Annotated in this window: 17 protein-coding genes and 3 pseudogenes; 11 read left to right on the forward strand and 9 right to left on the reverse strand. The window is 67.6% G+C overall.

What is annotated here, in order from left to right:
- A pseudogene (locus BM031_RS25915) lies at positions 1 to 472 on the reverse strand (transposase); the annotation flags it as partial.
- 54 nt (positions 473 to 526) lie between these two features.
- Between BM031_RS25915 and BM031_RS11860 the strand changes: the two are divergent.
- From BM031_RS11860 to BM031_RS11875, 4 genes and pseudogenes are all read left to right on the forward strand, one after another.
- A pseudogene (locus tag BM031_RS11860) lies at positions 527 to 775 on the forward strand (nicotinate-nucleotide diphosphorylase (carboxylating)); the annotation flags it as partial.
- Positions 776 to 1,270: 495 nt separating this feature from the next.
- The gene (locus tag BM031_RS11865; protein ID WP_229408826.1) at positions 1,271 to 3,289 is read left to right on the forward strand and encodes a hybrid sensor histidine kinase/response regulator; all 2,019 of its coding nucleotides are present in this window, start codon (positions 1,271 to 1,273) and stop codon (positions 3,287 to 3,289) included.
- A gap of 286 nt (positions 3,290 to 3,575) precedes the next feature.
- Positions 3,576 to 5,156, forward strand: a complete 1,581-nt coding sequence (locus BM031_RS11870; protein WP_091874786.1) for an isocitrate lyase — start codon at positions 3,576 to 3,578, stop codon at positions 5,154 to 5,156.
- Between the two features lie 64 nt (positions 5,157 to 5,220).
- Complete coding sequence (locus tag BM031_RS11875; protein WP_091874787.1) at positions 5,221 to 5,943, forward strand: 3-hydroxyacyl-CoA dehydrogenase NAD-binding domain-containing protein; 723 nt, start codon at positions 5,221 to 5,223, stop codon at positions 5,941 to 5,943.
- Between the two features lie 133 nt (positions 5,944 to 6,076).
- Here BM031_RS11875 and BM031_RS11880 read toward each other — a convergent pair whose 3' ends face one another.
- The 3 genes from BM031_RS11880 to BM031_RS11890 form a co-directional block, all read right to left on the reverse strand.
- On the reverse strand, positions 6,077 to 6,529 hold the full coding sequence (locus BM031_RS11880; RefSeq protein WP_218147589.1) for a cytochrome b: 453 nt from the start codon (positions 6,527 to 6,529) through the stop codon (positions 6,077 to 6,079).
- Between the two features lie 4 nt (positions 6,530 to 6,533).
- Positions 6,534 to 7,100 (reverse strand): YceI family protein, encoded by a 567-nt coding sequence (locus tag BM031_RS11885; RefSeq protein WP_091874788.1) that lies wholly within the window; start codon positions 7,098 to 7,100, stop codon positions 6,534 to 6,536.
- Positions 7,101 to 7,204: 104 nt separating this feature from the next.
- On the reverse strand, positions 7,205 to 8,092 hold the full coding sequence (locus BM031_RS11890; protein ID WP_091874789.1) for an alpha/beta fold hydrolase: 888 nt from the start codon (positions 8,090 to 8,092) through the stop codon (positions 7,205 to 7,207).
- 89 nt (positions 8,093 to 8,181) lie between these two features.
- On the opposite strand from BM031_RS11890, the gene BM031_RS11895 reads away from it, so the two are divergent.
- The 3 genes and pseudogenes from BM031_RS11895 to BM031_RS25920 all read left to right on the forward strand — a co-directional run.
- Entirely contained in the window at positions 8,182 to 9,033 is an 852-nt protein-coding gene (locus tag BM031_RS11895) for a LysR substrate-binding domain-containing protein (protein WP_177207736.1), read from the forward strand.
- Between the two features lie 157 nt (positions 9,034 to 9,190).
- On the forward strand, positions 9,191 to 9,637 hold the full coding sequence (locus BM031_RS11900; protein WP_091874790.1) for an Hsp20/alpha crystallin family protein: 447 nt from the start codon (positions 9,191 to 9,193) through the stop codon (positions 9,635 to 9,637).
- A 117-nt stretch (positions 9,638 to 9,754) separates the two neighbouring features.
- Positions 9,755 to 9,913: pseudogene (locus BM031_RS25920) on the forward strand (alcohol dehydrogenase); the annotation flags it as partial.
- 70 nt (positions 9,914 to 9,983) lie between these two features.
- On the opposite strand, the gene mgtA reads toward BM031_RS25920, so the two are convergent.
- Complete coding sequence (mgtA, locus tag BM031_RS11905) at positions 9,984 to 12,605, reverse strand: magnesium-translocating P-type ATPase (protein WP_091874791.1); 2,622 nt, start codon at positions 12,603 to 12,605, stop codon at positions 9,984 to 9,986.
- Positions 12,606 to 13,029: 424 nt separating this feature from the next.
- On the opposite strand from mgtA, the gene BM031_RS11910 reads away from it, so the two are divergent.
- Complete coding sequence (locus BM031_RS11910; protein WP_091874792.1) at positions 13,030 to 15,156, forward strand: sensor domain-containing protein; 2,127 nt, start codon at positions 13,030 to 13,032, stop codon at positions 15,154 to 15,156.
- 13 nt (positions 15,157 to 15,169) lie between these two features.
- On the opposite strand, the gene BM031_RS11915 is transcribed toward BM031_RS11910, so the two are convergent.
- Positions 15,170 to 15,397 carry a hypothetical protein gene (locus BM031_RS11915; protein ID WP_091874793.1) on the reverse strand — a complete coding sequence of 76 codons (228 nt, stop codon included), beginning with the start codon at positions 15,395 to 15,397 and terminating at the stop codon, positions 15,170 to 15,172.
- Between the two features lie 10 nt (positions 15,398 to 15,407).
- On the opposite strand from BM031_RS11915, the gene BM031_RS26225 reads away from it, so the two are divergent.
- Positions 15,408 to 15,542 carry a hypothetical protein gene (locus BM031_RS26225; RefSeq protein ID WP_267873314.1) on the forward strand — a complete coding sequence of 45 codons (135 nt, stop codon included), beginning with the start codon at positions 15,408 to 15,410 and terminating at the stop codon, positions 15,540 to 15,542.
- A gap of 4 nt (positions 15,543 to 15,546) precedes the next feature.
- On the opposite strand, the gene BM031_RS11920 is transcribed toward BM031_RS26225, so the two are convergent.
- Positions 15,547 to 16,527, reverse strand: coding sequence for an alpha/beta hydrolase (locus tag BM031_RS11920; protein WP_091874794.1), 981 nt, complete (start codon positions 16,525 to 16,527; stop codon positions 15,547 to 15,549).
- Positions 16,524 to 18,542 (reverse strand): GDSL-type esterase/lipase family protein, encoded by a 2,019-nt coding sequence (locus tag BM031_RS11925; protein WP_091874795.1) that lies wholly within the window; start codon positions 18,540 to 18,542, stop codon positions 16,524 to 16,526. Before BM031_RS11925 ends, BM031_RS11920 begins: the two co-directional genes overlap by 4 nt.
- Before the next feature lie 141 nt (positions 18,543 to 18,683).
- Here BM031_RS11925 and pelA point away from each other — a divergent pair, with 141 nt between their 5' ends.
- On the forward strand, positions 18,684 to 19,862 hold the full coding sequence (pelA, locus tag BM031_RS11930; RefSeq protein ID WP_218147590.1) for a pectate lyase: 1,179 nt from the start codon (positions 18,684 to 18,686) through the stop codon (positions 19,860 to 19,862).
- Between the two features lie 43 nt (positions 19,863 to 19,905).
- Here pelA and BM031_RS11935 read toward each other — a convergent pair whose 3' ends face one another.
- On the reverse strand, positions 19,906 to 21,153 hold the full coding sequence (locus tag BM031_RS11935) for a DUF4382 domain-containing protein (RefSeq protein ID WP_091874797.1): 1,248 nt from the start codon (positions 21,151 to 21,153) through the stop codon (positions 19,906 to 19,908).
- A gap of 230 nt (positions 21,154 to 21,383) precedes the next feature.
- On the opposite strand from BM031_RS11935, the gene BM031_RS11940 reads away from it, so the two are divergent.
- Positions 21,384 to 24,008 carry a glycoside hydrolase family 3 C-terminal domain-containing protein gene (locus BM031_RS11940; protein ID WP_091874798.1) on the forward strand — a complete coding sequence of 875 codons (2,625 nt, stop codon included), beginning with the start codon at positions 21,384 to 21,386 and terminating at the stop codon, positions 24,006 to 24,008.
- Positions 24,009 to 24,013 lie beyond the last annotated feature (5 nt).

Genomic DNA, 24,013 nt, shown 5'->3' on the forward strand with positions numbered 1-24,013 from the left:
TTCCGATAACCGTAGACACTGCCGCTTTCCAGCCAAGACTCCTTGATGGGAACCAGTAGGCGCTTGTCTTCTTTGGCTCGTTTGCTTTCAGGGTTCAGGCGCCAGGCATAGAAACCGCTCGGATGCACTTCGAGCACTTTGCACAGCCGGCGCACCGGGAATTGGTCCTGTAACTGAGCAATTAAGGTGTACCTTACCCGGACGCCTTGGCAAAGTACACCGCGGCCTTTTTCAATATGTCACGCTCCTCCGTGACGCGCTTGAGCTCGGCCTTCAGGCGCCGCATCTCGTCGGACTGGGCATCGACCGCCTTGCGCTCTGCCTCGGGTACGCCATAGCGCTTCGTCCAGGCGTACAGGCTGTGGATGCTTATCCCGAGCCGTGCCGCTACTTCGCTCGCCGGGTGACCGCCCTGCGCCACCTGCTTGACCGCTGCAATCTTGAATTCATCTGTGTACCGCTTACCGCTCATATCTTCTCCTTGTGCCCGATATTATGGCTCAGGAGTGTCTACGATAGTCGTGGCGATTCAGGCGTCAAGATGGTGCTGCTCGATAACATGCCGCTGGCGCGGGTGCGCGAAGCGGTGCGCATTGCCGCCGGACGCTGCATGCTCGAAATATCGGGCGGCGTCGGCTTCGAGGGCCTGCGCGCGCTCGCCGAAACCGGGGTCGACCGGATTTCGGCCGGCACCCTGGTCAAGGACCTGCGGGCCATCGACTTTTCCTTGCGCTTCAACCCGGCGCCGGTCGACAGCGCGCCCCAGGCCGCGTGAAACCGGCACACCTGATCGCGCTGATGGTGCTGGCCCATACCGCGTTCGGGGGCGGGCGGGTGGCGCTGACCCTGGCCGCCTGGGCGTGGCGGAGAAGCGATCGGGGTGCGCACCATGCTGGCCAACGCCAGCCAGATGGTCTTGCCGCTGGTCTTCGGCGCGCTCGGTACAGCTGGGGGAACGGGAATGGTGTTCTGGGCGCTGGCGGCCGTACTCGCTTGCGGGGCCGGGTTCGCCCTGCGCCAGCGGCGCCGGGGCCGCTGACTCAGGCCGGAGGGGTGAGCAAAACCCTGGTCTGAGCGGATACCGCCCCGTCAGGGGCGCTTCGGGCAGCATGGCCAAATTCGTCAAATATGCTATCGTTCGCCTCACCTAACGTCGAGTGCGCCATGTTTTCTCGCTTCCCTTTCGCCCATGCATGCGCCCGTCGCGGCACGGACTCTCTCCTGGTTCCCGATACGGCTCCGTTCAGCCTGGCATATGGAGCGGCGCAGCATGCAGACCGGGCGTGAGGAAAGCGGCGAGCGCGGCTTGAACGACCAGGCAATGGCCGAAGCCGCGCTGCGCGAAAGCGAGGCGCGCTACCGCACCCTGTTCGAGACGATCGACGAGGGTTTCTGCGTGATCGAGTTCATCGATGGGCCGCGCGGTCCGCTGTCCGATTACGTGCACCTCGAGGCCAACCCGGCCTATATGCGCCACGCCGGCATCGACGATATCGTCGGCAAGACCGCCCGCCAGGAGCTGACCGAAGGCGAGGCCGACGCCTGGGTGGCGATCTTCCGCGGTGTGCTCGACACTGGCGAGCCGGTGCGCTTCGAACGCGTGCTGGAAGCGACCGACCGGCACCTGGAGGTGGCCTGCTCGCGCGTCGGGCCGGCCGCCAAGCGCCAGGTGGCCGTGGTGTTCAAGGACGTCAGCGCGCGCAGGCGGGCGGAGCGGCAGCTCAGGGAGCTCAACGAAACACTGGAGAGCCAGGTCGCCGAGCGCACCGCGGAGCGCGACCGCCTCTGGAACCTGTCGCAGGACATGCTCGCGCGCGCCAACTACGAGGGCAGCATGTCGGCCGTCAGCCCGGCCTGGACCCAGGTGCTGGGCTGGAGCGAGACCGAGCTGCTGACGCGCTCCTATGCCAGCTTCATGCATCCGGACGACATGCCGCCGACCATCGCGGCGATCGGACGGATGGCCGAGACCCACCAGCCGGCCCGGTTCGAGAACCGTATCGCTACCGTTGACGGCGGTTGGAAGTACATCGAGTGGACCGTCAGCCCGGAGGCCGATGGCGTGAATTTCGTCGCCGTCGGGCGCGACCTGAGCCTGAACAAGGCGCGCGAGGCCGAGCTCGAACAGGCGCAGCAAGACTTGCGCCAGTCGCAGAAGATGGAAGCGGTCGGCCAGCTCACGGGCGGGCTCGCGCACGACTTCAACAACCTGCTGGCCTCGATCAGCGGCGGCCTGCAGGTGCTCAAGCACAAGCTGCAGCGCGGCCAGTACAGTGGTCTGGAGCGCTACATCGAGATCGGCGAATCGTCGGTGCGGCGTGCCGCTTCGCTCACGCAGCGCCTGCTGGCGTTCTCGCGCCGGCAGACGCTCGACCCCAAGTCCACCGACGTCAATCGCCTGATCGCCGGCATGGAAGAACTGGTGCGGCGCTCGGTTGGCCCGACGGTCGAGGTGGAGGTGCTCGCTGCGCGGGAGCTCTGGCCGACCAAGGTCGATCCGTCCCAGCTCGAGAATGCTCTGCTCAATCTGTGCATCAATGCGCGCGACGCCATGATGCCGGGCGGCGGCAAGCTGACGCTGGCCACCGCCAACACCTGCATCGGGCAACACGACGCGCAGCAGGACCTGCCGCCGGGGCAGTATGTGTCGCTGTGCGTGTCCGACACCGGCACCGGGATGTCTTCCGACGTGATCGCACGCATCTTCGATCCCTTCTACACCACCAAGCCGCTGGGCGAGGGCACGGGCCTGGGCCTGTCGATGGTGTATGGCTTCGTACGCCAGTCGGAGGGCCACGTGCGGGTCGAGTCGGAGGTGGGGACCGGCACCCGCATGTGCCTGTACCTGCCGCGCCATGCCGGCGCGTCGGCCGACGAAGAGCCGGTAACGGTGGCGTCGATCGCGTCCGGCCATGGCGAGACGGTGCTGCTGATCGAGGACGAGCGCGCGCTGCGCGAGATCGTCGAAGAAGTCCTGCGCGACGCCGGCTACCGCGTGCTGACGGCCCCGGATGGTCCTGCCGGTTTGCAGATCCTGCACTCGGATACGCGCGTGGACCTCCTGGTGACCGATGTGGGCCTGCCCGGCGGGCTCAATGGCCGCCAGGTGGCCGACGCCGCCAGGGTGGGGCGCCCTGGCCTGAAGGTGCTGTTCATCACCGGGTATGCCGACACGGCGGCCGTCGGCAATGGCCGCCTCGACCCGGGCATGGAAGTGCTAACCAAACCATTCGAGCTCAGCGCCCTGAGCAACAAGGTGCGCGCATTGCTCGACGCGCGGCCGACGTAGCGAATTCGCCTGCCGATTTCACCAATGCGCATGAGGTTTCACATCGTGAAATCATCCCGCTGCAGTGCACCATGCCTTGATCCCACGGCGCAGCATGCCGTTTTGCATTGCGAAATGCCGTTCGCAAGTACTTGATTTTGTGTAGAAAATAATTTTCTCACGTCTTATATAAGACAGAAGAGTGTGCGGCCGCCATGGCTTATGATGGATTCATGCGATGTCAGTTCGGCGCAATGCACCGCGACGAACGCAGCAGGATTCAATCTACTTACCTTGGAGAGCCAGCATGTCCCAATACCAAAACGATATCCAGTCCATCAACAGCCTGAAACAGCAGCAGGGCCAGGGGTGGAACGCCATCAACCCGGAATCCGCGGCCCGCATGCGCGCTCAGAACCGCTTCCAGACCGGCCTCGACATCGCCCGCTACACCGCCGCCATCATGCGCCGCGACATGGCGAACTACGACGCCGATCCTTCCAAGTACACCCAGTCGCTGGGCTGCTGGCATGGTTTCATCGGCCAGCAGAAGATGATCTCCATTAAAAAGCACTTCAACAGCACCGACCGCCGCTACCTCTACCTGTCGGGCTGGATGATCGCCGCCCTGCGTTCGGAATTCGGCCCGCTGCCGGACCAGTCGATGCACGAGAAGACCGCCGTTGCCGCCCTCATCAGGGAGCTGTACACCTTCCTGCGCCAGGCCGATGCGCGCGAACTGGGTGGCCTGTTCCGCCAGCTCGACGCCGCCGAAGGCCCGGCGCGCGCCGCCATCCAGGACAAGATCGACAATTTCGTCACCCACGTGGTGCCGATCATCGCCGACATCGATGCCGGTTTCGGCAATGCCGAAGCCACCTACCTGATGGCCAAGCAGATGATCGAAGCGGGTGCCTGCTGCATCCAGATCGAAAACCAGGTGTCGGACGAGAAGCAGTGCGGCCACCAGGACGGCAAGGTCACGGTGCCACATGAAGACTTCCTGGCCAAGATCCGCGCCGTGCGCTACGCCTTCCTGGAGCTGGGCGTCGATGACGGCCTGATCGTGGCGCGTACCGATTCGCTCGGCGCCGGCCTGACCAAGCAGATCGCCGTCACCCGCGAGCCGGGCGACCTGGGCGACCAGTACAACAGCTTCCTGGACGTGGACGAAGTGTCGCTCGATGCGATGGCCAACGGCGACGTGGTCATCAAGCGCGACGGCAAGCTGCTGCGTCCCAAACGCCTGGCCAGCAACCTGTTCCAGTTCCGCGAGGGCACCGGCGAAGCGCGCTGCGTGCTCGACTGCATCACTTCGCTGCAGAACGGCGCCGACCTGCTGTGGATCGAAACCGAGAAGCCGCATATCGCGCAGATCGGCGGCATGGTGAAGGAAATCCGCAAGGTCATCCCGAACGCCAAGCTGGTGTACAACAACAGCCCGTCGTTCAACTGGACCCTGAACTTCCGCCAGCAGGTGTTCGACGGCATGAAGGCCGAAGGCGCCGACGTGTCGGCCTACGAGCGCTCGCAGCTGATGAGCGCCGAGTACGACGACAGCGACCTGGCGCGCGAAGCCGACGAGCGCATCCGCACCTTCCAGGCCGACGCGGCGCGCGAAGCGGGCATCTTCCACCACCTGATCACCTTGCCGACCTACCACACGGCGGCGCTGAGCACCGACAACCTGGCCAAGGAGTATTTCGGCGAGCAGGGCATGCTGGGCTACGTGGCCGGCGTGCAGCGCAAGGAAATCCGCCAGGGCATCGCCTGCGTCAAGCACCAGAACATGTCCGGTTCCGACCTGGGCGACGACCACAAGGAATACTTCAGCGGCGAAGCGGCGCTGAAGGCGTCCGGCAAGCACAACACCATGAACCAGTTCTGACGGATTGCTCGCCGCGCGGCCCGCAAGCGCGGGCCTTTTTTTTCACTGTTGAGAAGGAAATCGGATGAGCAAGATGAATCACGAGCTGCAGGCCGCACTCGCGCACGTCGCGGTCAAGCAGCCGGCGGCACAGGGACTCCCCGATGCAGCCCACACGATCGGGCGCGTCGGCATCGTTGGCGCCAACCCGGCCGGCATCGGTATCGCCATGAGCCTGCTCGATGCCGACATCCCGGTAACGGTCTTCGAACTTACCAAACAAGTGCTGGACGTCGCGATCGCACAGGCGCGCTCGGCTTACCACATGGCGGTCGAACAGGGCGGCCTGGCGGCCGCCGCGCGCGACCGGCGCATGGCGCTGCTGGCCGGCAGTATCAACTTCCACCACCTGAAGGACTGCGACGTGGTGATCGACGCGCTGGCCACCGATAGCGGCACCAAGGCCAGGCTGTTCCGCAAGCTGGACCAGACCGCCAGGCCCGGCGCCATCCTGGTGAGCTGTGTTTCGCCCGGCGCGGTCGATCGCCTGGCCGCCAGTACGCGGCGCGCGGGCGAGGTGGTGGGACTGCAGCTGTCCTGCCCGGCGCAGGTGGGCCAGACGTGGACGCTGGTCCCTGGAACGGCGAGCGCCGGGCAGGCGCTGGCCACGCTCATCGCGCTGGTCCAGCATCTGGGCAAGGCCTGCGTGGTAGCGGGCGACCTGGGCGGCGATGCCAGCCAGGCCGGCGCGCTGCAGCGTGGCGAAGAGGGCGCCATGCCGTGGCGGGTCGACCAGATCGTCGAGTAGCAGGGCCGCTGGCTCAGTGTTCCCGGTTCGACCCCGGCAGCATGCTGGCCAACACGCCGTCGCGGTCATGGAAGTGGTGCTTCAGGGCTGCCGCTGCGTGTCCCAGCACCATCAGGCCGATGCTCCAGGCCAGTCACTGGTGGACCAGCTTGGCCAGGTCGTAGTACTCGGCCGCCGGCGCCACCAGCGGCGGGAGCTTAACCAGGCCCAGCAGCATGATCGGCTTGTCCGCCACCGAACTCCACATCCAGCCCGACAGCGGCAACGCCACCAGCGCGAACACGTACAGCCCGATGTGGCCGAAGTGGGCGGCGCGCTGCATGCCTGGGGACATCGAGGACGGCAGGGCCGGCGCCGGGTGCTTCCAGCGCCACACGATGCGCAGCACGGTCAGGAAGATGACCGTGCTCGCCATGGCCTTGTGCAGGAAAGTTAGCCCGTGGTGGGGGTTGAGCGCATCGCGGAAATGCACGGCGATGAAGCCGACGATCCAGGCCGCGATCCAGATCGCGGCCATCAGCCAGTGCTGCAGCTTGGACAAGGGATGGTAGCCGGGGGCGGCCACCGGGCGGGCGGGCAGCGTCATGGCCTTACTGCTTGACAGCCTCGACGGCGATCGTCAGGGTCACTTCGTCGCCGACATAGGGCGCGTACTTGCCGTTGTTGAACTCGCTGCGCTTGATCTTGGCGATGGCGTTGGCGCCGCAGGCATCCTTCTTGAGCACCGGGTGCGGCATGCAATGGAAGGACGTGATGTCCAGGCGCACCGGCTTGGCGATGCCCTTGATGGTCAGGGTGCCGTCCACCGAGGCCAGCTTGTCGCCGGCGAAGTTCAGCTTGCTCGACTTGTAGGTGATGGTCGGGAACTTCTTGGTATCGAAGAAGTCTTCGGCCTGCAAGTGCTCGTTGAAGACCGGGAAGCCGGTGTTGACGCTGGTGGTGTCGATGACGACGTCGAGCGAACCGGTCTTGGCTGCGCGGTCGAGGACGATCTGGCCGCTGGTCTTGTCGAAGCGGCTGACCTGGTTCGAATAGCCGAAGTGGCTGTACTCGAAGCGCGGGAAGGTATGCGAACCGTCGATGACGTAGGTTTCCGGCGCGGCCAGGGCGGAGGTCGACAGGGCGGCGGTCAGCAAGAGAAGAGCGATTTTTTTCATGGTAGGGTCCCTGGTATCGTTACGTGGAAACGAGAGGCGCCGCCAATGGCGCCTGACAAGGACCGCAGTATGCTCTGTTTGCCGCTCGCGAAAAAACGGAAAATTTACCGTTGTACGTTCGAATTTTTCGAACATGCCATGCCGGCGCCGGCGAAAGCCAGGAGCAGCCGGTTGAACGCCGCCGCATGCGTGACATTCATCCCGTGCGAGGCGCCCGCGATGGTGCGCTTGTCCACGTGCCGGATCCAGCCGGCCAGCTGCGCCACGTTGTCGCGGTACATGCGCGGGCTTCTTTCGCCTTCGATGATCAGCGTCGGGCAGGCCAGGCCTGCCGCCGCGGCGCGCGTATAGGGCGGCAGGGTATCGCGGAACTGCTTCGGCAAGGTCGCCGCGTTGGCGCGGGCCATGTTGCGAAAGCTCGCCGGGCTCTTGCGCCAGATGCCGGGCATGCTGACCGAATCGACGAACAGTTCCAGCCCTTCCTCCACCGCACCGTGTTGGATGAGGTCGGCGACTTTCGCGCGCAGCGCGGTGGCCGCAGGGGGCAATGAGGCTTCCGGCTTGCCGTCGACCTGCAGGGGCCCGCCGGGATCGGCCAGCGTCAGGGTTTTTGCCAGCGCCGGATGCTGGTGCGCCAGGTGGAAGGCCACGCAGGCGCCGCGCGAATGGCCCACCAGGTGCACCGGCCCCAGGTCCATCGTGGCGATGAATTCGGCGAGCTCGGCCACGTGCGTCTGCAGGCTGAATACGCTCTCGGCCGGCGCTGCGTCGCCCGGCCAGTAATGGCTCAGGCTCAGCGACACGCAATGGAACTGCGGCGACAGCGCGGCGGCCTGGCTGTCCCAGTAGCGGTAATCGCACAGCGAGCCGTGCACGAACAGCAGCGGCTCCCCGCTTCCGGTGGCGACATAGGGCAGGCGCACGCCGGAAGGCAGGCTGGCAAAGCACAGTTCTGGGGTGGCGAAGATGCGGTGGTCGGTCAGTGCGTTCATGGTGGGCTCCGTTTTCAGTATGATGCACGATGGCGATCATTAAGAAAATCGCATAATATTGATCGTATCTATTCGATTACCTGATACCAATGAAAGCACTCGACCTGGACGTGCTGGCCATGATCGTGGCGGTGGCCGATACCGGCAACATCAGCCGCGCGGCCGAAGTCGTGCACCGCTCGCAGTCGGCGGTGAGCATGCAGATCAAGACCCTCGAGACCGCGCTCGGCAAGCTGCTGTTCGTGCGCCGGCCGCGCAGCGTCACGCCGACGCAGGACGGCGAGGTGCTGCTGATGTACGCGCGGCGCATGCTGGCCCTGCGCGACGAAGCCTGGGCCGCGGTGGTGCGGCCCGACGTCACCGGGCGCGTCGTCATCGGCGTGCCGGACGATTACGCGTCCTCGCTGTTCCCGTCCATCCTCAAGAAGTTCTCGGCCACCTACCCGAAGGTCGAGATCCAGTTCGTCGGCCTGCCCAGCGTGGCGCTGGCCCCCATGGTCAAGGACGGCACGGTCGACCTGGTGTGCGCGACGCGCGTGAAAGGCCTGTCGGGGGAATTCGTGCGCTTCGAGCCGATGGTGTGGGCGGCCTCGCCCAGTTCGCAAGACCTGTGGCGCGAACGGCCGCTGCCGATCGCCGTCTTCCTGCCCGGCAGCGTGGCGCGCGAGAACGCGATCCGCAGCCTGGAGGCGGCCGGCATCCCCTATCGCACCTCGTACGAAAGCCCGAGCCTGATGGGGCTGCTCAGCATGGTCGAGGCCGGGCTGGCGGTGGCGCCGCTGGCGCGCTGCGCCGTGCCGGCCCACTTCAGCCTGCTGGGACAGGCGCAGGGCTTGCCGGAAATCGATGCATTGGAGGTCATCCTGGCGCGCAGCGGCAAGTCGCGGCGCCCGCCGTGCGACTTCCTGGCCGACAAGATCATGTCGGAACTGCGGCGCTAGCGGCCCTGAAGCCTATGTCGGCACCGCCGTCTTTTCAAGCGGCGCACACTGATGCCCCTCAACTTGCGACCGGTCGCCACCCCTAGGATGGTCTGACCTGTGACGTCGGCTTCCCAGGCAGGACTGTTCCCTTTCCATTCACCTACCGGAGATCATCATGGCAAACAATCTGACCCGCTTCGACCCTTTCCGCGAGGTGCTGCGTGGATCGCCACTGCGCGGCATCGAGGAGCTGATGCGCGACTTCCCGCTCGCCTCGTCGCTGCGCGGCTTCGAGCCGGAGCGTCAGATCCGGATCGATGTCAACGAAACCGACCAGGCCTACGTGGTCAAGGCGGATATGCCTGGCTACCGGAAAGAGGATATCAAGATCGCGGTCGACGGCAGCGTGGTGTCCATTAGCGCCACGATGCAGGGGCAAGAGGAAAAGACCGAAGGCGACACCGTGTACAGTGAGCGCTATAGCGGATCGCAATACCGCAGCTTCACCCTGGCCCAGGAAGTGGACGATACCAAAACCGAAGCCAAGTACCAGGATGGGGTGCTTAGCCTGACCTTGCCGAAAAAGCCGGGAACGGCCAGGAAGCAGATCGCGATCCAGTGAGGGCGAGCGAAGCCGGCGCGGCGCAAGCGGCGGTCCAGGCGGCGCCATGCACGCGGCGATGCGCGCCATGCTGCTCGAAGCGCCGGGCCGGCCTTTGCGCCAGGTGAGCCTGCCGGTGCCCACCGGCTGGGACTGTACGGCTTCGGCGCCGCCGCCCACCTGGCGGCCCAGCTGGCCTTGCACCAGGGGCGCTCGCTGTATGCCGTCACCCGGCCCGACGACCTGCGCTCGCAAGGCTTTGCCCGTGCCCTGGGTGCGATGTGGGCGGGCGCCGCGGTGCTCGTCCCGGCGCTGGCGGCGCGCTAGCACACCTGCCGTGACCACGGTGCGCAAGGACGCCTCCGGCTCAGCCAAGGCCGGCCCGTCGCAGCAGCCAGGACTTGGCGACCATCGTGAGCAGGATGTAGCCGGCCAGGACCGCTCCCAGGCCTGCCCAGTAGCCGGCCGGCAGGGGTACCAGTCCCAGAAGCGGCGCCAGCGGCGACCAGGGCAGCCACAGCCCGGTGCCGCAGGCCAGCGCGCTGGCCACTGCCAGCGGCGCCGAAGGCCAGTTGGCGCGGCCGTGGCCGGCGCCGGTGCGGATCACGTAGACGATCAGGGTCTGGGACAGCAGCGACTCGACGAACCACCCGGTCTGGAACAGGGCAGGGGCCCCGGCAGCGCCCAGTCCGAACCACAGCAGGGCGAAGGTGGCATAGTCGAACAGCGAACTGATGGGGCCAAAGCACAGGACGTAGCGGCGCAGGGCCCCGATGTCCCAGCGCCGGGGGCAGGCCAGGTAGTCCGGGTCGACCCGGTCGGTGACCAGGGCGGTCTGGGCGCAGTCGTACAGCAAGTTATTAAGCAACACCTGGACCGGCGCCATCGGCAGGAAGGGCAGCAGGACGCTCGCGCCCAGCACGCTGAGCACGTTCCCGAAATTCGAACTGGCGCTCATCCGGATGTACTTGACGATGTTGGCGAATACCCGCCGCCCGGCCAGCACGCCCTCATCGATGGCGACCAGGCTTTTCTGCAGCAGGATCAGGTCGGCCGACTCGCGCGCCACCTCGGCGCCGGTATCTACCGCGATGCCGACGTCGGCCGCCTTCAGGGCCGGGCCGTCGTTGACGCCATCGCCCAGGAAACCGACCACGCGTCCCTGACCTTGCAGGCAGCGAATCACGCGGGTCTTCTGCGCCGGCGCAAGCTTGGCGAATACCGTGGCCTGCACCGCTTGCCGGCCCAGCTCGGCGTCATTCATCGCCTCGACGCTGGCGCCATCGATCACGGTGCCGGGATCGATCCCGACCATCCGGCAGACGTGGGCGCACACGGCCGCGTTGTCGCCGCTGAGCACCTTGACGGCGACCCCGTGCGCGCCGAGCGCGGCAATCGCGCCCGCTGCGGATTCCTTGGGTGGATCGAAGAAGGCGATGTAGCCAAGCAGCACCAGTTCGCGTTCCAGCGCAGTGTCGGCGAGCGCGTGCTCGTCGTCCCGGAGCGTGCGCCAGGCGATCGCGATCACCCGCAGGCCCTGCTCGTTGAGCCCCTGCGCCAGCGCGCCCAGCGCGCCGGCGTGGCCGGCGTCGAAGGCGACCGGACCGTCCGGGCCTTCTGCGTAACGACAGGCGCTGGTGATCTCCTCGACCGCACCCTTGCAGACCACGACGCGCTTGCCATCCGGCGCCTGCAGCACGACCGACATGCGGCGCCGTACGAAATCGAAGGGGATCTCGCCGAGCTTGCGCCAGCCCAGGTCGGGCCGCATGCGGGCGTGAGCGTGCACATGGCTCAGCACGGCGGTGTCGAGCAGGTTGCGCAGCCCGGTCTGGTAGTAGCTGTTCAGGTAGGCATAGTCGAGCACGCGCTCGGAGTCGCGGCCGAAGATATCGACGTGGCGTTCGAGCACCACCCGGTCCTGGGTCAGGGTACCGGTCTTGTCGGCGCACAGGACATCGATCGCCCCCAGGGTCTGGACCGCGGCGAGGCGCTTGACGATCACTTCGCGCCTGGACAGCGCCAGCGCGCCGCGCGCCAGGTTGGCGGTGACGATCACCGGCAGCATCTCGGGCGCCAGGCCCACCGCCACCGCGCCGGCGAACAGCAGCGCCTCGTAGAAGTCGCCCTTGCGTGCCCAGTTCAGCAGCAGCACCAGTGCTGCCATCACCAGCATGATACGCAGCAAGAGTGCGATCACGCTGGCGATGCCGCGGTCGAAGTCGCTGCGTTCGCGTTGCCCACCCATGGCGCCGGCCAGCCGGCCGAAGCCGGTGCCGGCGCCGGTGGCGAACACCAGTGCGCAGGCACTGCCGCTGGTGACATGGGTACCCATCGCGCCAATGTTGTCGAGGTCGAGCGCAGCGCGGCCGCCGGGCGCCAGTGCCCCGGCCTGCTTGCGTACCGGCAGCGACTCGCCGGTGAGCGACGACTGGTCGACGAACAGGTCGATGGCCTCGATGAAGCAGACCTCGGCCGGGACCGGGTCGCCGGCGGCCAGCAGGACTATGTCGCCGGGCACGAGTTCCTCGAGCGGATGCTCGACCTCCATGGCCTCGGCGCCGGCCTGCGGTCCCGGCCGCCGCACCCGGACCGTGGTGCGCACCAGCGTGCGCAGGGCTTGCGCGGCGCGGTCGGCCCGGTACTCCTGTACAAAGCCAAGCGCCCCCGACACGCTCACCATGGCCACGATCATCGCGGCCCCGAAGCCCTGGCCGGTGGCCAGGTCGAGCCCGGCCAGGGCCAGCAGCAGCAAGGGCAGCGGGCGCGCAAACTGCGCCAGGAAGGCGAACAGCACCGGCTGCCGCTTGGCGCTGGCCACCAGGTTCGGCCCGTACAGGGTCAGCCTGGCCCCGGCTTCGGCCGGCGCAAGTCCGGCCGCGCCGGTGCGCAACAGGCGCAGGGCGGCGGCGGGATCGAGCGCGGCGAGCGTCGCCGGATCCGGGACGGCGCTGCGCGCCTGCTCGCGGCGCCTCGCCGCACCCTTCATGGCTGCGGCCCGAATGCGCGACACGGTGCCACTATGATCGTCCTGTACATGCTGCCCTCCTTGTCATCGGAATGCGGATGCACCACCTCGCGTCGACAAACCGCGCCGCGTTCGGCGCGCAGGCGCAGCAAGCGCTGCCCACGCGCCTGCTGCTTCTCGAATTGTTCACCAAATATTGGTTTATTCCTATAGGGTTTACTGTGATCGGACGCTGGAATGAGACGCGGATCATGGTTCATGGCCGCAACGGAGGGCGCGCACTCCGGCGATGGGGGCCTGTGCCGGCGGGCTGGGCGGGTCCACCGTGCGACAAGACAGGCGGCCAACCTACGCGACCGACGCTTGCGGCAATCACACCACGGCGCAGTGCCTGCGCCCATGCTAGGATAGAACCTCGCAGACCGCTTCGACGAGCGTTCCAAGCATGAAGACGAGCCCAGACGCAGGCAGCCCACGGCGCCTCGATGACCTGCTCGAGCATATCCCGGCGGGCGTCGTGGTGCATGGCCCGGACGGATGCATCCTGTCCGCGAACCGGCTTGCCCGCGAGCTGCTCGGGCAAGACACCGAACAGCTGGTCGGCACCGCCGCCACCCAGGCCGCCTGGCGTTTCCTGCGCCCGGACCGCACCCCCATGCCGCCCGGGGATTACCCGGTCAACGTGGTGCTGCGCTCGGGCGCCAAGGTCAGTCACCTGATCATCGGTGTCCCGGCCACCAGCCGCCACGGGCTGCGCTGGCTGATCTGCAATGCCTATCCCGAGTTCGACGAGGCCGGCCACCTGCACCAGGTGGTGGTGTGCTTCACCGACTGTACCGCGCTCAAGCGCGCCAAGCAGCGCCTGCAGAAGTCGGAAAAACGGCTGCGCCTGGTGCTCAAGGGCTCCACCGACGCGCCCTGGGACAACGACCTGGCCACCGGCGAAGTGTATTATTCGCCGCGCTGGTGGACGATGCTGGGCTACCGGCCCGGGGCGCTGCCGGTCGACGCCGGGCTGTGGGAGCGCCTGCTGCATCCGGACGACCGCGTCGCGGTGGCCGCCTTCCTGCGCGAGCTCTACAAGGGTGCGCTCACCAGCTACAGCATCGAACTGCGCTTGCGCCACCAGGATGGCCACTACGTGCCGGTGCTGTCGCGCGGTCTCGTGCTGCGCGACGAGCATGGCAAGCCGCTGCGCATTTCCGGCACCAACACCGACCTCACCGAGCGCAAGCAAGTCGAACGCCGTATCTACGAGGCCGCCTACTACGATCACCTCACCGGCCTGCCCAACCGCCGCTTCCTGGCCGAGGAACTGGACAAGGCGCTGGCGCGCAGCAGCCGCTCCGGCCAGTTCGGCGCGCTGCTGTTCCTCGACCTGGACAACTTCAAGCTGCTCAACGACACCCTGGGGCACGACGTGGGCGACGCGCTGCTGCGCGACGTGGCGCAGCGCCTGCGGCTGGCCCTGCGCCACAGCGACGGCCTGGCGCGCCTCGGCGGCGACGAGTTCGTGATCGTGCTCGAGCAGCTGGGCGCGACCGCCTCCGAGGCGGCGGCCGAAACCGGCCACGTGGTGGAGAAGCTGCTGCAGGCGCTCGACCAGCCGCACTGCCTGGCCGAGCGCATGATCCTCAGCACGCCCAGCATCGGCATCGTGCTGTTCGAAGGCGCCACCGCGCACATCGACACGCTGCTCAAGCAGGCCGACCTGGCCATGTACCGGGCCAAGGCCGAGGGCCGCAACACCGCGCGCTTCTTCGACCCCAGCATGCAGGCCACGGCCGACCGCCAGCTGGCGCTCGAAGGCGCGCTGCGCCACGGCCTGGCCGACCGCCAGTTCGTGCTGTACTGCCAGCCGCAGTTCGACCGCAAGGGCCGCCTGGTGGGCGGCGAAGTACTGGTGCGCTGGCGGCGCGACGATGGGGGGCTGGTGGGGCCGACCGATTTCATCGGACTGGCGGAATCCTCGGGCCTGATCGGGCCGCTCGGACATTACGTGCTCGACGAGAGCTGCCGGGCGCTGGCGCGCTGGCGCGGCGACCGCACGCTGGAACGCCTGAAGCTGGCCGTGAACATCAGTGCGCGCCAGCTGCGCAGCGCCCAGTTCCCCGACCTGGTGGCCGGCATCCTGGCCGATACCGGCGCCCCGCCGAGCAGGCTCTGCCTGGAGCTCACCGAGAGTGTCTTCGCCGAGAACGTCCCCGCCATCATCGAGCGGATGCAGGCGCTGCGCCGCATGGGCATCGAGTTCTCGCTCGACGATTTCGGGACCGGCTACTCGTCGCTGTCCTACCTCAAGCGCTTCCCGCTCACGGCGCTGAAGATCGACCGCTCCTTCGTGCGCGACGTCCATGTCGATCCCGACGCCGGGCCCATCGTCGAGGCCATCATCGCGCTGGCGCGCAAGCTCAAGCTCGACATCGTCGCCGAAGGCGTCGAACACGAAGCGCAGCGCCGCTTCCTGGTGAGCGGCGGCTGCGGCGCGCTGCAGGGTTATCTACTGGGCCAGCCGGTGCCGATCGAAGAATTCGAGCATCTCTACAGCGCGGCAGGGCTGGGCCACGCCTGAGCCATGGCGCGCGCTAGCCGCGGTCGCGCATGCGCTCGGCCACGAAGTCCCGGAACATCGCCATCACCGGCGCCTCGGTGCGTCCGGCCAGCGTCACACAGGCGTAGCGCGCCGTGAGCGCCAGGCGCGGGCGCACCGGCAGCTCCACCAGCACGCCGGCGTCGATCCCTTCTCGCGCCGCCGCGGCCAGGCCCAGGTAGATCGCGTCGGTGCGCGCCACCGCGTCCACCAGGCTGTTCACGTCCTCGCATATGCGCCATGCTACGATTGGCACGATCCATGTCATCGGCGCCGGCTTCGCCTTCCGCCTGCTGGCGCTGCGCTACGCGCTGGCGCTGCCGGTGCTGGAAGCCGATACCGGTTCCTTCGACGAGGAACCGGGCTGACGGGTCAGCGCCCCAGCATCTCGTCGAGAAAGCCCACGGTCGCGTCAACGGTGCTCTGTAGCCACGGGTCGAACAGCCAGAAGGTATGCGGGGTATCGGGCAGCAGCAGCACGCGGCCTGTGGCGCCGCGCGCGCGCATCCTTGCCACCATGTCGTCGCGTCCTGACTGGAAGCGCGACTGGGCGCTGCCGATGAAGAGCATCGGCGGCATCCCGCGCCGGACATAGCGGATCGGCGAAGCCTCGTGCCAGCGTCCGGGGTTTTCGGCGTAGCGCCCGCCGAGCCAGGCCGCCGCCGGCGAAGGTGCTTTGGCCGGATCGGTGTCGTGGCGGCGCGATTCCTCGGTGGTGAAATCGAGCACGCCGTCGATGTTGACGATCGCCTGCACCGCGCCCGATACGCCGCTGCCGGCCTGCGGATCGATGGGGTGCAGGTCCGCGCTCAGCCCGGCCAGGCTGGCCACCTGGGCGCCGGCGGAGCCGCCCGCCAGCACCACCCGCGCCGGATCGATGCCGTAGCGCGCCGCATGCGTCCGCACCCAGCGCACCGCGGCGCGCGCGTCATCGACGGCGGCAGGGTAGGGCGCTTCGCCGGCCAGGCGGTAGCTGATCGTGGCCGCCGCGTACCCGCGCTGGGCCAGGCGCAGTGCCATCGGCGCGAACTCGGTACGGTAGCCAGCGTTCCAGCCGCCGCCGTGCACGAACACCACCACCGGCAGCGTGTCACGGGGCGCGCGGGCCGGCAGGTACAGGTCCAGTTTCAGGCAGCGGCTGCCGTAGCGGACATAGCTCAGGTCGCGCACTACCCTTACATCCTCCGGCACTGCCGCGCTGGCAATGCGGATGAACGGGTACTTGCGGACCTGCTTGGGGTAAGTACGAGCGGCGTCGTAGGTGTTGTTGGGGTCCGGGGCAGGGTCGACGCAGGTCGCGCCAGCTGCCAGTGGCGCGGCCAAGCCAAGTACGAGCAGGCAGCGGAGCTTCATTTGTCGTTTTCCGCCTTCGGTGGCTGCGCCAGCACCCACATGAAGTAGAGCGCCTTGGCCGCCTTGGCACGGGTGACGAGGGCTTGCGGCTCCAGCAGGTCGCCATTGACCATGCGGCCGCGCGCGATGCCGGCCTCGGAGCGGAACAGCCCGAGTTCGTACGCGCTTTTCACCTTGGCCGCGTAGCGCGGCGACACGGCGCCGGTATCGCGCAGGCGCTGCCAGCCGAGCAGCGGGAAATACATCGCGCCCTGGGCTCCGGTGTCGAGATTGGGGTCGTAGCCCGGCGCGCCCGGCACCACGGTCTTGCCGTTGTAGTCGGTCATGTACTTCGGCGGGGCGCTGAAGGCCAGCGCGTAGGCGTCCGCCAGCATGGCGGCCATGGCTTCACGTGACAGCGGCCCGTCCGCGTACTGCGTGAGCGAGCTGGCTGGCAGCTTCATCACGGTGCGCAGCGCGCCAATGAACTCGTGCGCCTGCATCGTTTCCTGCGGCCTGACATTGCCCTGGGCATCCTTGCGCAGGGCGCCCAGCTGGAGCAGCTTTTCGATCTGGTCGCGGTAGTACGCGTTGTCGCCGCCCAGGATGTCGCGCGCGATCTCGGGGTGGACCGCCGACCAGTCGGCCGCCGCGATGGCGGTCTTTACTTCGGGCTTGAACTGGGCGGCGACGCCAGCCGCTGTCTTGTCACCGTGCTGCGCCAGCCGCGCCAGTTCGGTCGCCACGATGCGCGCGTACTGTTTGGACATCGACTCCCTGAAATGGGTGCCGTCGATCTTGTTGGCCGGGTGGCCGTTGGCATAGCTGCCGTCATTGGTCTTGCCGGGCGTCTCGCCGGCTTCGATCGCCATCACCATCGCCGTGGTGGCGGCGACGCCGTTGGCGTTATAAAACTCGACGCTGCGCGCGTTCAGGTCGACCACCGTCACGCCGTGCGCCGCGCCCAGCTTCTTCATCAGCTCGGGGAATTTACGCTTCTTGAACGAGTTCACATAGGCATCGCCAGCCTTGGGGTTGCCGTTCACGCGCGACATCGGCGTGACGAACACCGGCACCATGCCGCGCGCGCGGATCGCCGGCAGGTAGAAATCAGTGATGAAGCTTTCATACATTGCTTCGGTCGAGCCTCGGCCGAAGCGGCGCATCTCGTCTTCGCTCTCGTCGTTGTGGCCGAACTGGATCATCACGACGTCGCCGATATGCCCGGCCAATAGGAGGTCGTTGAGCCGTCCCTCCGCATAGGCGTTGCGGAAGGACCGTCCGCCCATCGAATAATTCAGCACCCGCACCCTGGCCGGGTCGAACAGCTTGTCGACAACCTGGCCCCAGCCGCTCATCGGGGCTTCGTCGAAGGTATAGGATTTGACGGTGGAGTCGCCCAGCGTGTAGATGGCCGGCAGCACGCCGGCAGGCCTGGGCTGCGGCGCGATCGGCGTGATCACGATTTCCTCGATGCCCACCGGGGTATTCACCCGCTTCGGCTCGATTTCGATGTCGAGAAAATCGCGCCCGTTCACGTAGCGGAACGACCATTCCCGGCCCTGCGTCGTGACGGTTGTGCGGTTCGGCAGCAGGCTGGCGGCATCCCAGAAAACGCCGGGCGCCAGGCGGCTGCTTTGCATGCCGGTGACCGCTACGGTGGTGTCGTCCACGCTCGACGTGGTGCGCACCCGGATTGCGTAGGCGCCCGGCGCGGCTTTTACGCGAAAGGCCATGCCGAAGTTGTTGTAGTGGTCCTTCTCGAAGCCCTTCGCGGCCTCGAACACCGGCTCGCTGATCTCGACGCCCTTGCCGTCGCCGCGCAGCGCGCCGACGTGCACCGGCCGCGCGGGCAGGGCGCCGGTGCGCTCCACGAAGCCGAATCCAGTGGCCGCATCGAACAGGCGCGGCGTCGCCTGGATGGCGCCGGGCTGCGCCTGGCTGCTGAAGTTGAAGCGCAACGCCGCCTGGGCCTGCACCGACGTGAAGACCAGCAGGATGGCGAAGAGCGTGCGTGGGGCGATGTCAGGATGCATGTGTGCATGCTACCCGTCCCGTGGCGCCTGCGCATGTCGAGATTCACCAGAGCCGTTTATGAAATCGTTCAAGGCCGGCGAAAGCCTTTGCCGTGGCCGCGGCTTTCCGGCTAGGATCGCCGGCAAACGAGGAGGAGCGACATGATCAGGAAAACGTGGATGGCGGCCGTGCTGGCCGCCCTGGCCTGCGGCGCGGCGCAGGCGGCAGAAGTAGCGAATCCGGCTGGAGTCACCCAGGCGGGACTGCCGGGGGCGGCGCCGCTGCTCCCCCAGGCCGGCAACCCGATACGCACGGAACTGGGCCAGTACCGGCGCTGGCTCAGCAAGAGCAGCGACAGCGCCGCGGCGCTCGCCGCCGACCGCGCGCTGGCCGACAACATCGTCTCGTGGCAGATGCCGCACGGCGGCTTCTACAAGCTGCCCGCCAAGTACGCGGCGCGCTGGGACGGCAGTGCGGCGCGCTCGGGCTGGATCGGCAACGGGGTGGAGCTGGGCACCATCGACAACGACGCCACCGTGTCCGAGATCCTGGTGCTGGCCGACGTGTACGCCCGCACCAGGAATCCGGCCTACCGCGACAGCGCGCGCAGGGCGATGGACTTCCTGCTGGCGATGCAGCACCCGTCCGGCAGCTTCCCCCAGGTCTACCCGACGCGCGGCCCCACCAGCTACTCGAACCACGCCACCTTCAACGACAACGCCATGATCCGCGCGCTGCTGCTGCTGGACCAGGCGGCGCGCCGGGAAGAACCGCTCACTGCCGGACTGTTCACCGAACAGCAGCAGGCCCGCTTCCAGCCGTCGCTCGCGCGCGCCGTCGATTTCATCCTGAAGGCGCAGATCGTGCAGGATGGCGTCAAGACCGTGTGGTGCGCCCAGCACGATGCGGTGAGCTACGCCCCGGTCACGGGCCGCTCGTTCGAGCTGCCTTCGAAAAGCGGCGCCGAATCGGCAGTCATCACGGAATTCCTCATGACGCGTCCGCAAACGCCGGAAGTGGCCGCTGCAGTAAAAGCGGCCCTGGCCTGGTACCGGCGCCCCAGCGTGCAGTTGAAAGACGTCGCGTTCGACCCGGGCGCTACCCGCGCCGCCAACGCCAATCCCTTCGTGCCGAGCCCGGGCACCATCACCTGGTACCGCTTCTATGATCTCGCGGCCGATACGGGTTTCTTCAGCGGGCGCCTGCCCACCGATAACCCGCCCGGCGTGGGCAAGCAGTATGACATCATGAAGGTCGGCGCTGAAAGCCGCTATACCTACCAGTGGGGTGGGAGCTATGGCACGCCGCTTCTGGCGTACGCGGCGAAGGTCGGGTACTGAGTGAAACAGCGCCGGGCCCAGTTGCTGGTCCCGGCGCCGTCGATCACGGCATCGAGATGTTCACGCCGGGGGCGTTGCCGCTGCTGACGTTGATGTTGGCCGAAGTGCCGGTCTTGTTGATGTAGCCGGTGGCCAGCGCTTCAATGCGGTAGCGTCCATTGCCGCCGCTGGTGGCCGCGTTGGCCAGCGCCAGTGGCTGGCCCGCCTTGTAGGGCGCGTACTGGATCGAGGCGCGCGCCAGGTTCGGCAGCGCGTAGTTCCCCGTCGCCAGGTCGACCGGCTGCAGGCGGTTGGTGACGGTCGTCGCCGGCGTGCCCAGGAGCGGGTCGGCCGTGATCGATTGCGAGGCCATGATCCAGGTACCGTCGGCTGGCGCCACGGCCGGCGCGACGTAAGTGACCTGTCCGGAAATCGTGCTCACCGCGCTGGTCGCCAGGCGGATCGGGCTGGCCGGCGTTGCCACGCTGGTAAAGCCGGTGGCGCCGACCGGCACCGCGCCGATCACGGCGGTGGCGCGTCCATTGGCCTGCACCACCACGTCGTAACTGTCGCGCTGCAGGCGCGGCAGCACGAATTCACCCGTCGACGGATGCGGCACGGTGGTGGCGAGGATGGTGCCGCCTTTCTGCGCCGTGACCACCACGTTGCTGGCCAGGGCCGCTGTCTCGATGAAGCCGCCGATCCCGGCGGCGACGTCCGGCAGTGGGCGCGGCCGCGGCTTGAGCACATGGGTGGCGCCGCGCAGCTGGATCGATTCGCAGGCGTTGAAGTCGAATACGAGCTTGAGTTTCTGGCCGTCGTCCACCTTCAGGTCGATCGGCACGCGGATGCCGCTCGCCACCGCGCTTGCGGTTTCCAGCGGCAGGTCGGCCGCCGCGCCGGCCAGCCGCACTGTGTTGGCGCCGCCGTCCAGCACCACGGCCATCTGGGTGTAGGTGCCGGTGGGCAGGGCAACTTCGCCCAGGTCGGTGGTCGCGCCGGTGAGGAGGCTGGCCGGGTTGAGCAGGTTGATCCTGCGCGCCGGCGCCAGGGTCAGCTCGGTCCAGCCGGTGGCGGCCGGGTCGGTGTTGAAGTCCTGGCGGAAGCGCAGCTTGCTGACCGTGACATTGACCGCGTCGAAGCCGCAGGCCGGTGCGTCGGTCATCAGGCTGACGGCCAGCGTGCCGCGGGTCGCGTTGGCTGGGGCAGGCTGGGTGTCGTCGTCGCCACCGCCGCCGCAGGCGGTGAGCATGAGGGTGGCGGCGGTGGTGCTTGCGGCCAGGCCCAGGTAACGGGCGAAGTGGTGGTGCATGCGTGTGGTCTCCTGTTGGTTTTATGCTTTATGCCAGCGCATTATGGTCTGGCCCGAACGGGCGTGTTCGGCTTGCAAAAAATTCTCCAGCCGTTGGCGGTTTTCATAACACCAGATTCACCAAGGCCCGTTTCAATTTCGAGCAAATCGCACGCGGTGCGTCCGCCGCGGCGAAGGGCTCTGCTAGCATCTCGCGGGATCAAGCACCCCCCACAACAGGAGACAAGAACATGAGGTTTCACCCCGGCGCGAAGCGCCGTATCGTTGCAGCCACCCTGGCCACGCTGGCCACCTCGAGCCATGCGCAGGCACAGCCACAGTCGCCCGCGCAGCAGCGCGCGGCCAAGCTGGTGTCGCAGATGACGCTGGAAGAAAAGGCGGCCCAGATCCAGCACCGCGCTCCCGCCATCGCGCGCCTCGGGATCCCGGGCTTCAACTACTGGAACGAGGGGCTGCACGGCGTGGCGCGGGCCGGCGAGGCCACCGTGTTCCCGCAGGTGATCGGCATGGCGGCGAGCTGGAACCCGCAGCTGATCCAGGAAGTGGCCGACACCACCGCCACCGAGTTCCGCGCCAAGTACCTGTCCAAGCGCCGTCCCGACGGCAGCATCGCCGGCGGCCCGGGCCTGACGGTCTGGTCGCCGAACGTGAACATCTTCCGCGACCCGCGCTGGGGCCGCGGCCAGGAAACCTGGGGCGAGGACCCGGTGCTCACCGCGCGCATGGGCGCGGCCTTCATCCGTGGCCTGCAGGGCAGCAATCCGGAATTTCCCAAGACCGTCGCCGCCGTGAAGCACTTCGCGGTGCACAGCGGCCCCGAGCCGGACCGCCACCAGTTCGACGTCCATCCTTCGGCGCGCGACGTGGTCGACACCTACCTGCCGGCCTTCCACACCGCCGTCACCGAGGCCAAGGCCCAGGCGGTCATGTGCGCCTACAACAAGGTCGACGGCATCCCGGCCTGCGCCAATGAGCACTACCTGAAGGACATCCTGCGCACGCAGTGGAAGTTCGACGGCCACGTGGTGTCGGATTGCGCCGCGATCGCCGACATCCACATGGCGAACAAGCACGGCTACGTCAAGACGCCGGAAGAAGCGGCCGCCATTTCGATCAAGGCCGGCACCGACCTGTTCTGCTCATCGGGCAACAAGGACACGGCCGATCCGGCCATCACGGTCAACGCCGTCAAACAGGGCCTGGTTGCCGAAGCGCTGCTGGACCAGGCTGTGCGCCGCCTGATGGAGGCGCGCGTGCGCCTCGGCCTGCTCGACGAGCCGGGCCAGGGGCCGTTCGCCGCGATCGCGGCCAAGGATTTCGACACGCCCGCGCACCGCGCGCTGTCGACCCGCGCCGCGCGCGAATCGATGGTCCTGCTCAAGAACGATGGACTGCTGCCGCTCAAGAAGGCGCCCGGCCGCATCCTCGTCGTCGGCCCCAACGCCAACAGTGTCGATTCGCTGGTTGGCAACTACAACGGTACGCCGTCTCAGCCGATCACCGTATTTGCGGGCATCAAGGCCCGCTTCGCCCAGTCGAAGGTCAGCTTCGTCGAAGGCACCGGCTGGGTTGGCCCGCCGCTGGAAAACATCCCGGACAGCGCCTTCTGCCTGGACGCCGCCTGCACCCAGCCCGGGATCAAGGCCGAGGAATTCAAGGGCACCAGGCTGGCCGGCACGCCATCGGCGTTGCGGTCCGACCCGAACGCCCGCGTCGCCTGGGGCACGCCGACCCGCGAGGAACGCGCCGCTTCGACGCGCTGGACCGGCTACCTGCGCCCGGCCGACAGCGGCGCCCACAGCTTCCGCTATTCCGGCGAAAGCGGCTACCGCATCTGGGTCGACGACAAGCTGGTCGCCGACGTGTGGGACATCGCCTGGCCGACGTCGGACACCGACATCGAGCTCAAGGCCGGCCAGGTCTACAAGATCCGGGTCGAGGCGATGCAGAAGGGTGCGCGCGGCGACCACCGCCTGCAGTGGAGCCAGCCCGGCTCGAGCGATGCGCTTGCGCTCAAGGCGGCCCAGGACGCCGACGTGGTGGTGTTCGTCGCCGGCCTGACGGCGCGCTTCGAAGGCGAGGCGATGAGCGTCAAGGCCCCGGGCTTCGCCGGTGGCGACCGCACCACCCTGGACCTGCCGGCGCCCCAGCAAAAGCTGCTCGAAAGCCTGCATGCGAGCGGCAAGCCGGTGGTGCTGGTGCTGATGAACGGCAGCGCGATGAGCGTGAACTGGGCCGACAAGCACCTGCCGGCCATCGTCGAAGCCTGGTATCCGGGCGGCGAGGGCGGCCAGGCGGTGGCCGAACTGCTGGCCGGCGACTTCAGCCCGGCCGGGCGCCTGCCGGTCACCTTCTACAAGTCGGCCGAGCAGCTGCCGCCGTTCGCCGACTACAGCATGAAGAACCGCACCTACCGCTACTTCGGCGGCGAGCCGCTGTACCCGTTCGGGTATGGCCTGAGCTACACCAGCTTCGCCTACGGCAAGCCGACGCTGGGCAAGGCGGCGGTCAAGGCGGGCGACGGCGTCGAGCTGTCGGTGGATGTGCGCAACAGCGGCAAGCTCGATGGCGACGAAGTGGTGCAGCTGTACGTGTCGCGCACGGCCGAGGGCGCGCCGATCCGCGCGCTCAAGGCCTTCCAGCGGGTCCACCTGAAGGCCGGTGAGAGCCGCAAAGTCAGTTTCAAGCTCGACGCGCAGGCCCTGAGCGTGGTCGACGCCAAGGGCACGCGCGTGGTGCCGGCCGGGACGGCAACGCTGTGGATCGGTGGGGGGCAGCCGGGTGGCGTGAAGCAGGCGGCGGGCGTCTCGGCGAAGATCGCAGTCAGTGGAACGAAGGTCCTGAAGGCCTACTAAGCGCA

The sequence above is a fragment of the Massilia yuzhufengensis genome, assembly GCF_900112225.1.
GTDB classification, from domain to species: domain Bacteria; phylum Pseudomonadota; class Gammaproteobacteria; order Burkholderiales; family Burkholderiaceae_D; genus Telluria; species Telluria yuzhufengensis.

Excerpts from the sequence above, each read along its gene's own strand:
- BM031_RS11880 (WP_218147589.1), bottom strand. The coding sequence starts at position 6,529 with ATGACGCTGCCCGCCCGCCCGGTGGCCGCCCCCGGCTACCATCCCTTG.
- BM031_RS26225 (WP_267873314.1), top strand. The coding sequence starts at position 15,408 with ATGCGCCATGCTACGATTGGCACGATCCATGTCATCGGCGCCGGCTTC.
- BM031_RS11935 (WP_091874797.1), bottom strand. The coding sequence starts at position 21,153 with ATGCACCACCACTTCGCCCGTTACCTGGGCCTGGCCGCAAGCACCACC.
- BM031_RS11910 (WP_091874792.1), top strand. The coding sequence starts at position 13,030 with ATGAAGACGAGCCCAGACGCAGGCAGCCCACGGCGCCTCGATGACCTG.
- BM031_RS11885 (WP_091874788.1), bottom strand. The coding sequence starts at position 7,100 with ATGAAAAAAATCGCTCTTCTCTTGCTGACCGCCGCCCTGTCGACCTCC.
- BM031_RS11890 (WP_091874789.1), bottom strand. The coding sequence starts at position 8,092 with ATGAACGCACTGACCGACCACCGCATCTTCGCCACCCCAGAACTGTGC.
- pelA (WP_218147590.1), top strand. The coding sequence starts at position 18,684 with ATGATCAGGAAAACGTGGATGGCGGCCGTGCTGGCCGCCCTGGCCTGC.
- mgtA (WP_091874791.1), bottom strand. The coding sequence starts at position 12,605 with ATGAAGGGTGCGGCGAGGCGCCGCGAGCAGGCGCGCAGCGCCGTCCCG.
- BM031_RS11920 (WP_091874794.1), bottom strand. The coding sequence starts at position 16,527 with ATGAAGCTCCGCTGCCTGCTCGTACTTGGCTTGGCCGCGCCACTGGCA.
- BM031_RS11940 (WP_091874798.1), top strand. The coding sequence starts at position 21,384 with ATGAGGTTTCACCCCGGCGCGAAGCGCCGTATCGTTGCAGCCACCCTG.
- BM031_RS11865 (WP_229408826.1), top strand. The coding sequence starts at position 1,271 with ATGCAGACCGGGCGTGAGGAAAGCGGCGAGCGCGGCTTGAACGACCAG.
- BM031_RS11895 (WP_177207736.1), top strand. The coding sequence starts at position 8,182 with ATGAAAGCACTCGACCTGGACGTGCTGGCCATGATCGTGGCGGTGGCC.
- BM031_RS11925 (WP_091874795.1), bottom strand. The coding sequence starts at position 18,542 with ATGCATCCTGACATCGCCCCACGCACGCTCTTCGCCATCCTGCTGGTC.
- BM031_RS11900 (WP_091874790.1), top strand. The coding sequence starts at position 9,191 with ATGGCAAACAATCTGACCCGCTTCGACCCTTTCCGCGAGGTGCTGCGT.
- BM031_RS11875 (WP_091874787.1), top strand. The coding sequence starts at position 5,221 with ATGAGCAAGATGAATCACGAGCTGCAGGCCGCACTCGCGCACGTCGCG.
- BM031_RS11870 (WP_091874786.1), top strand. The coding sequence starts at position 3,576 with ATGTCCCAATACCAAAACGATATCCAGTCCATCAACAGCCTGAAACAG.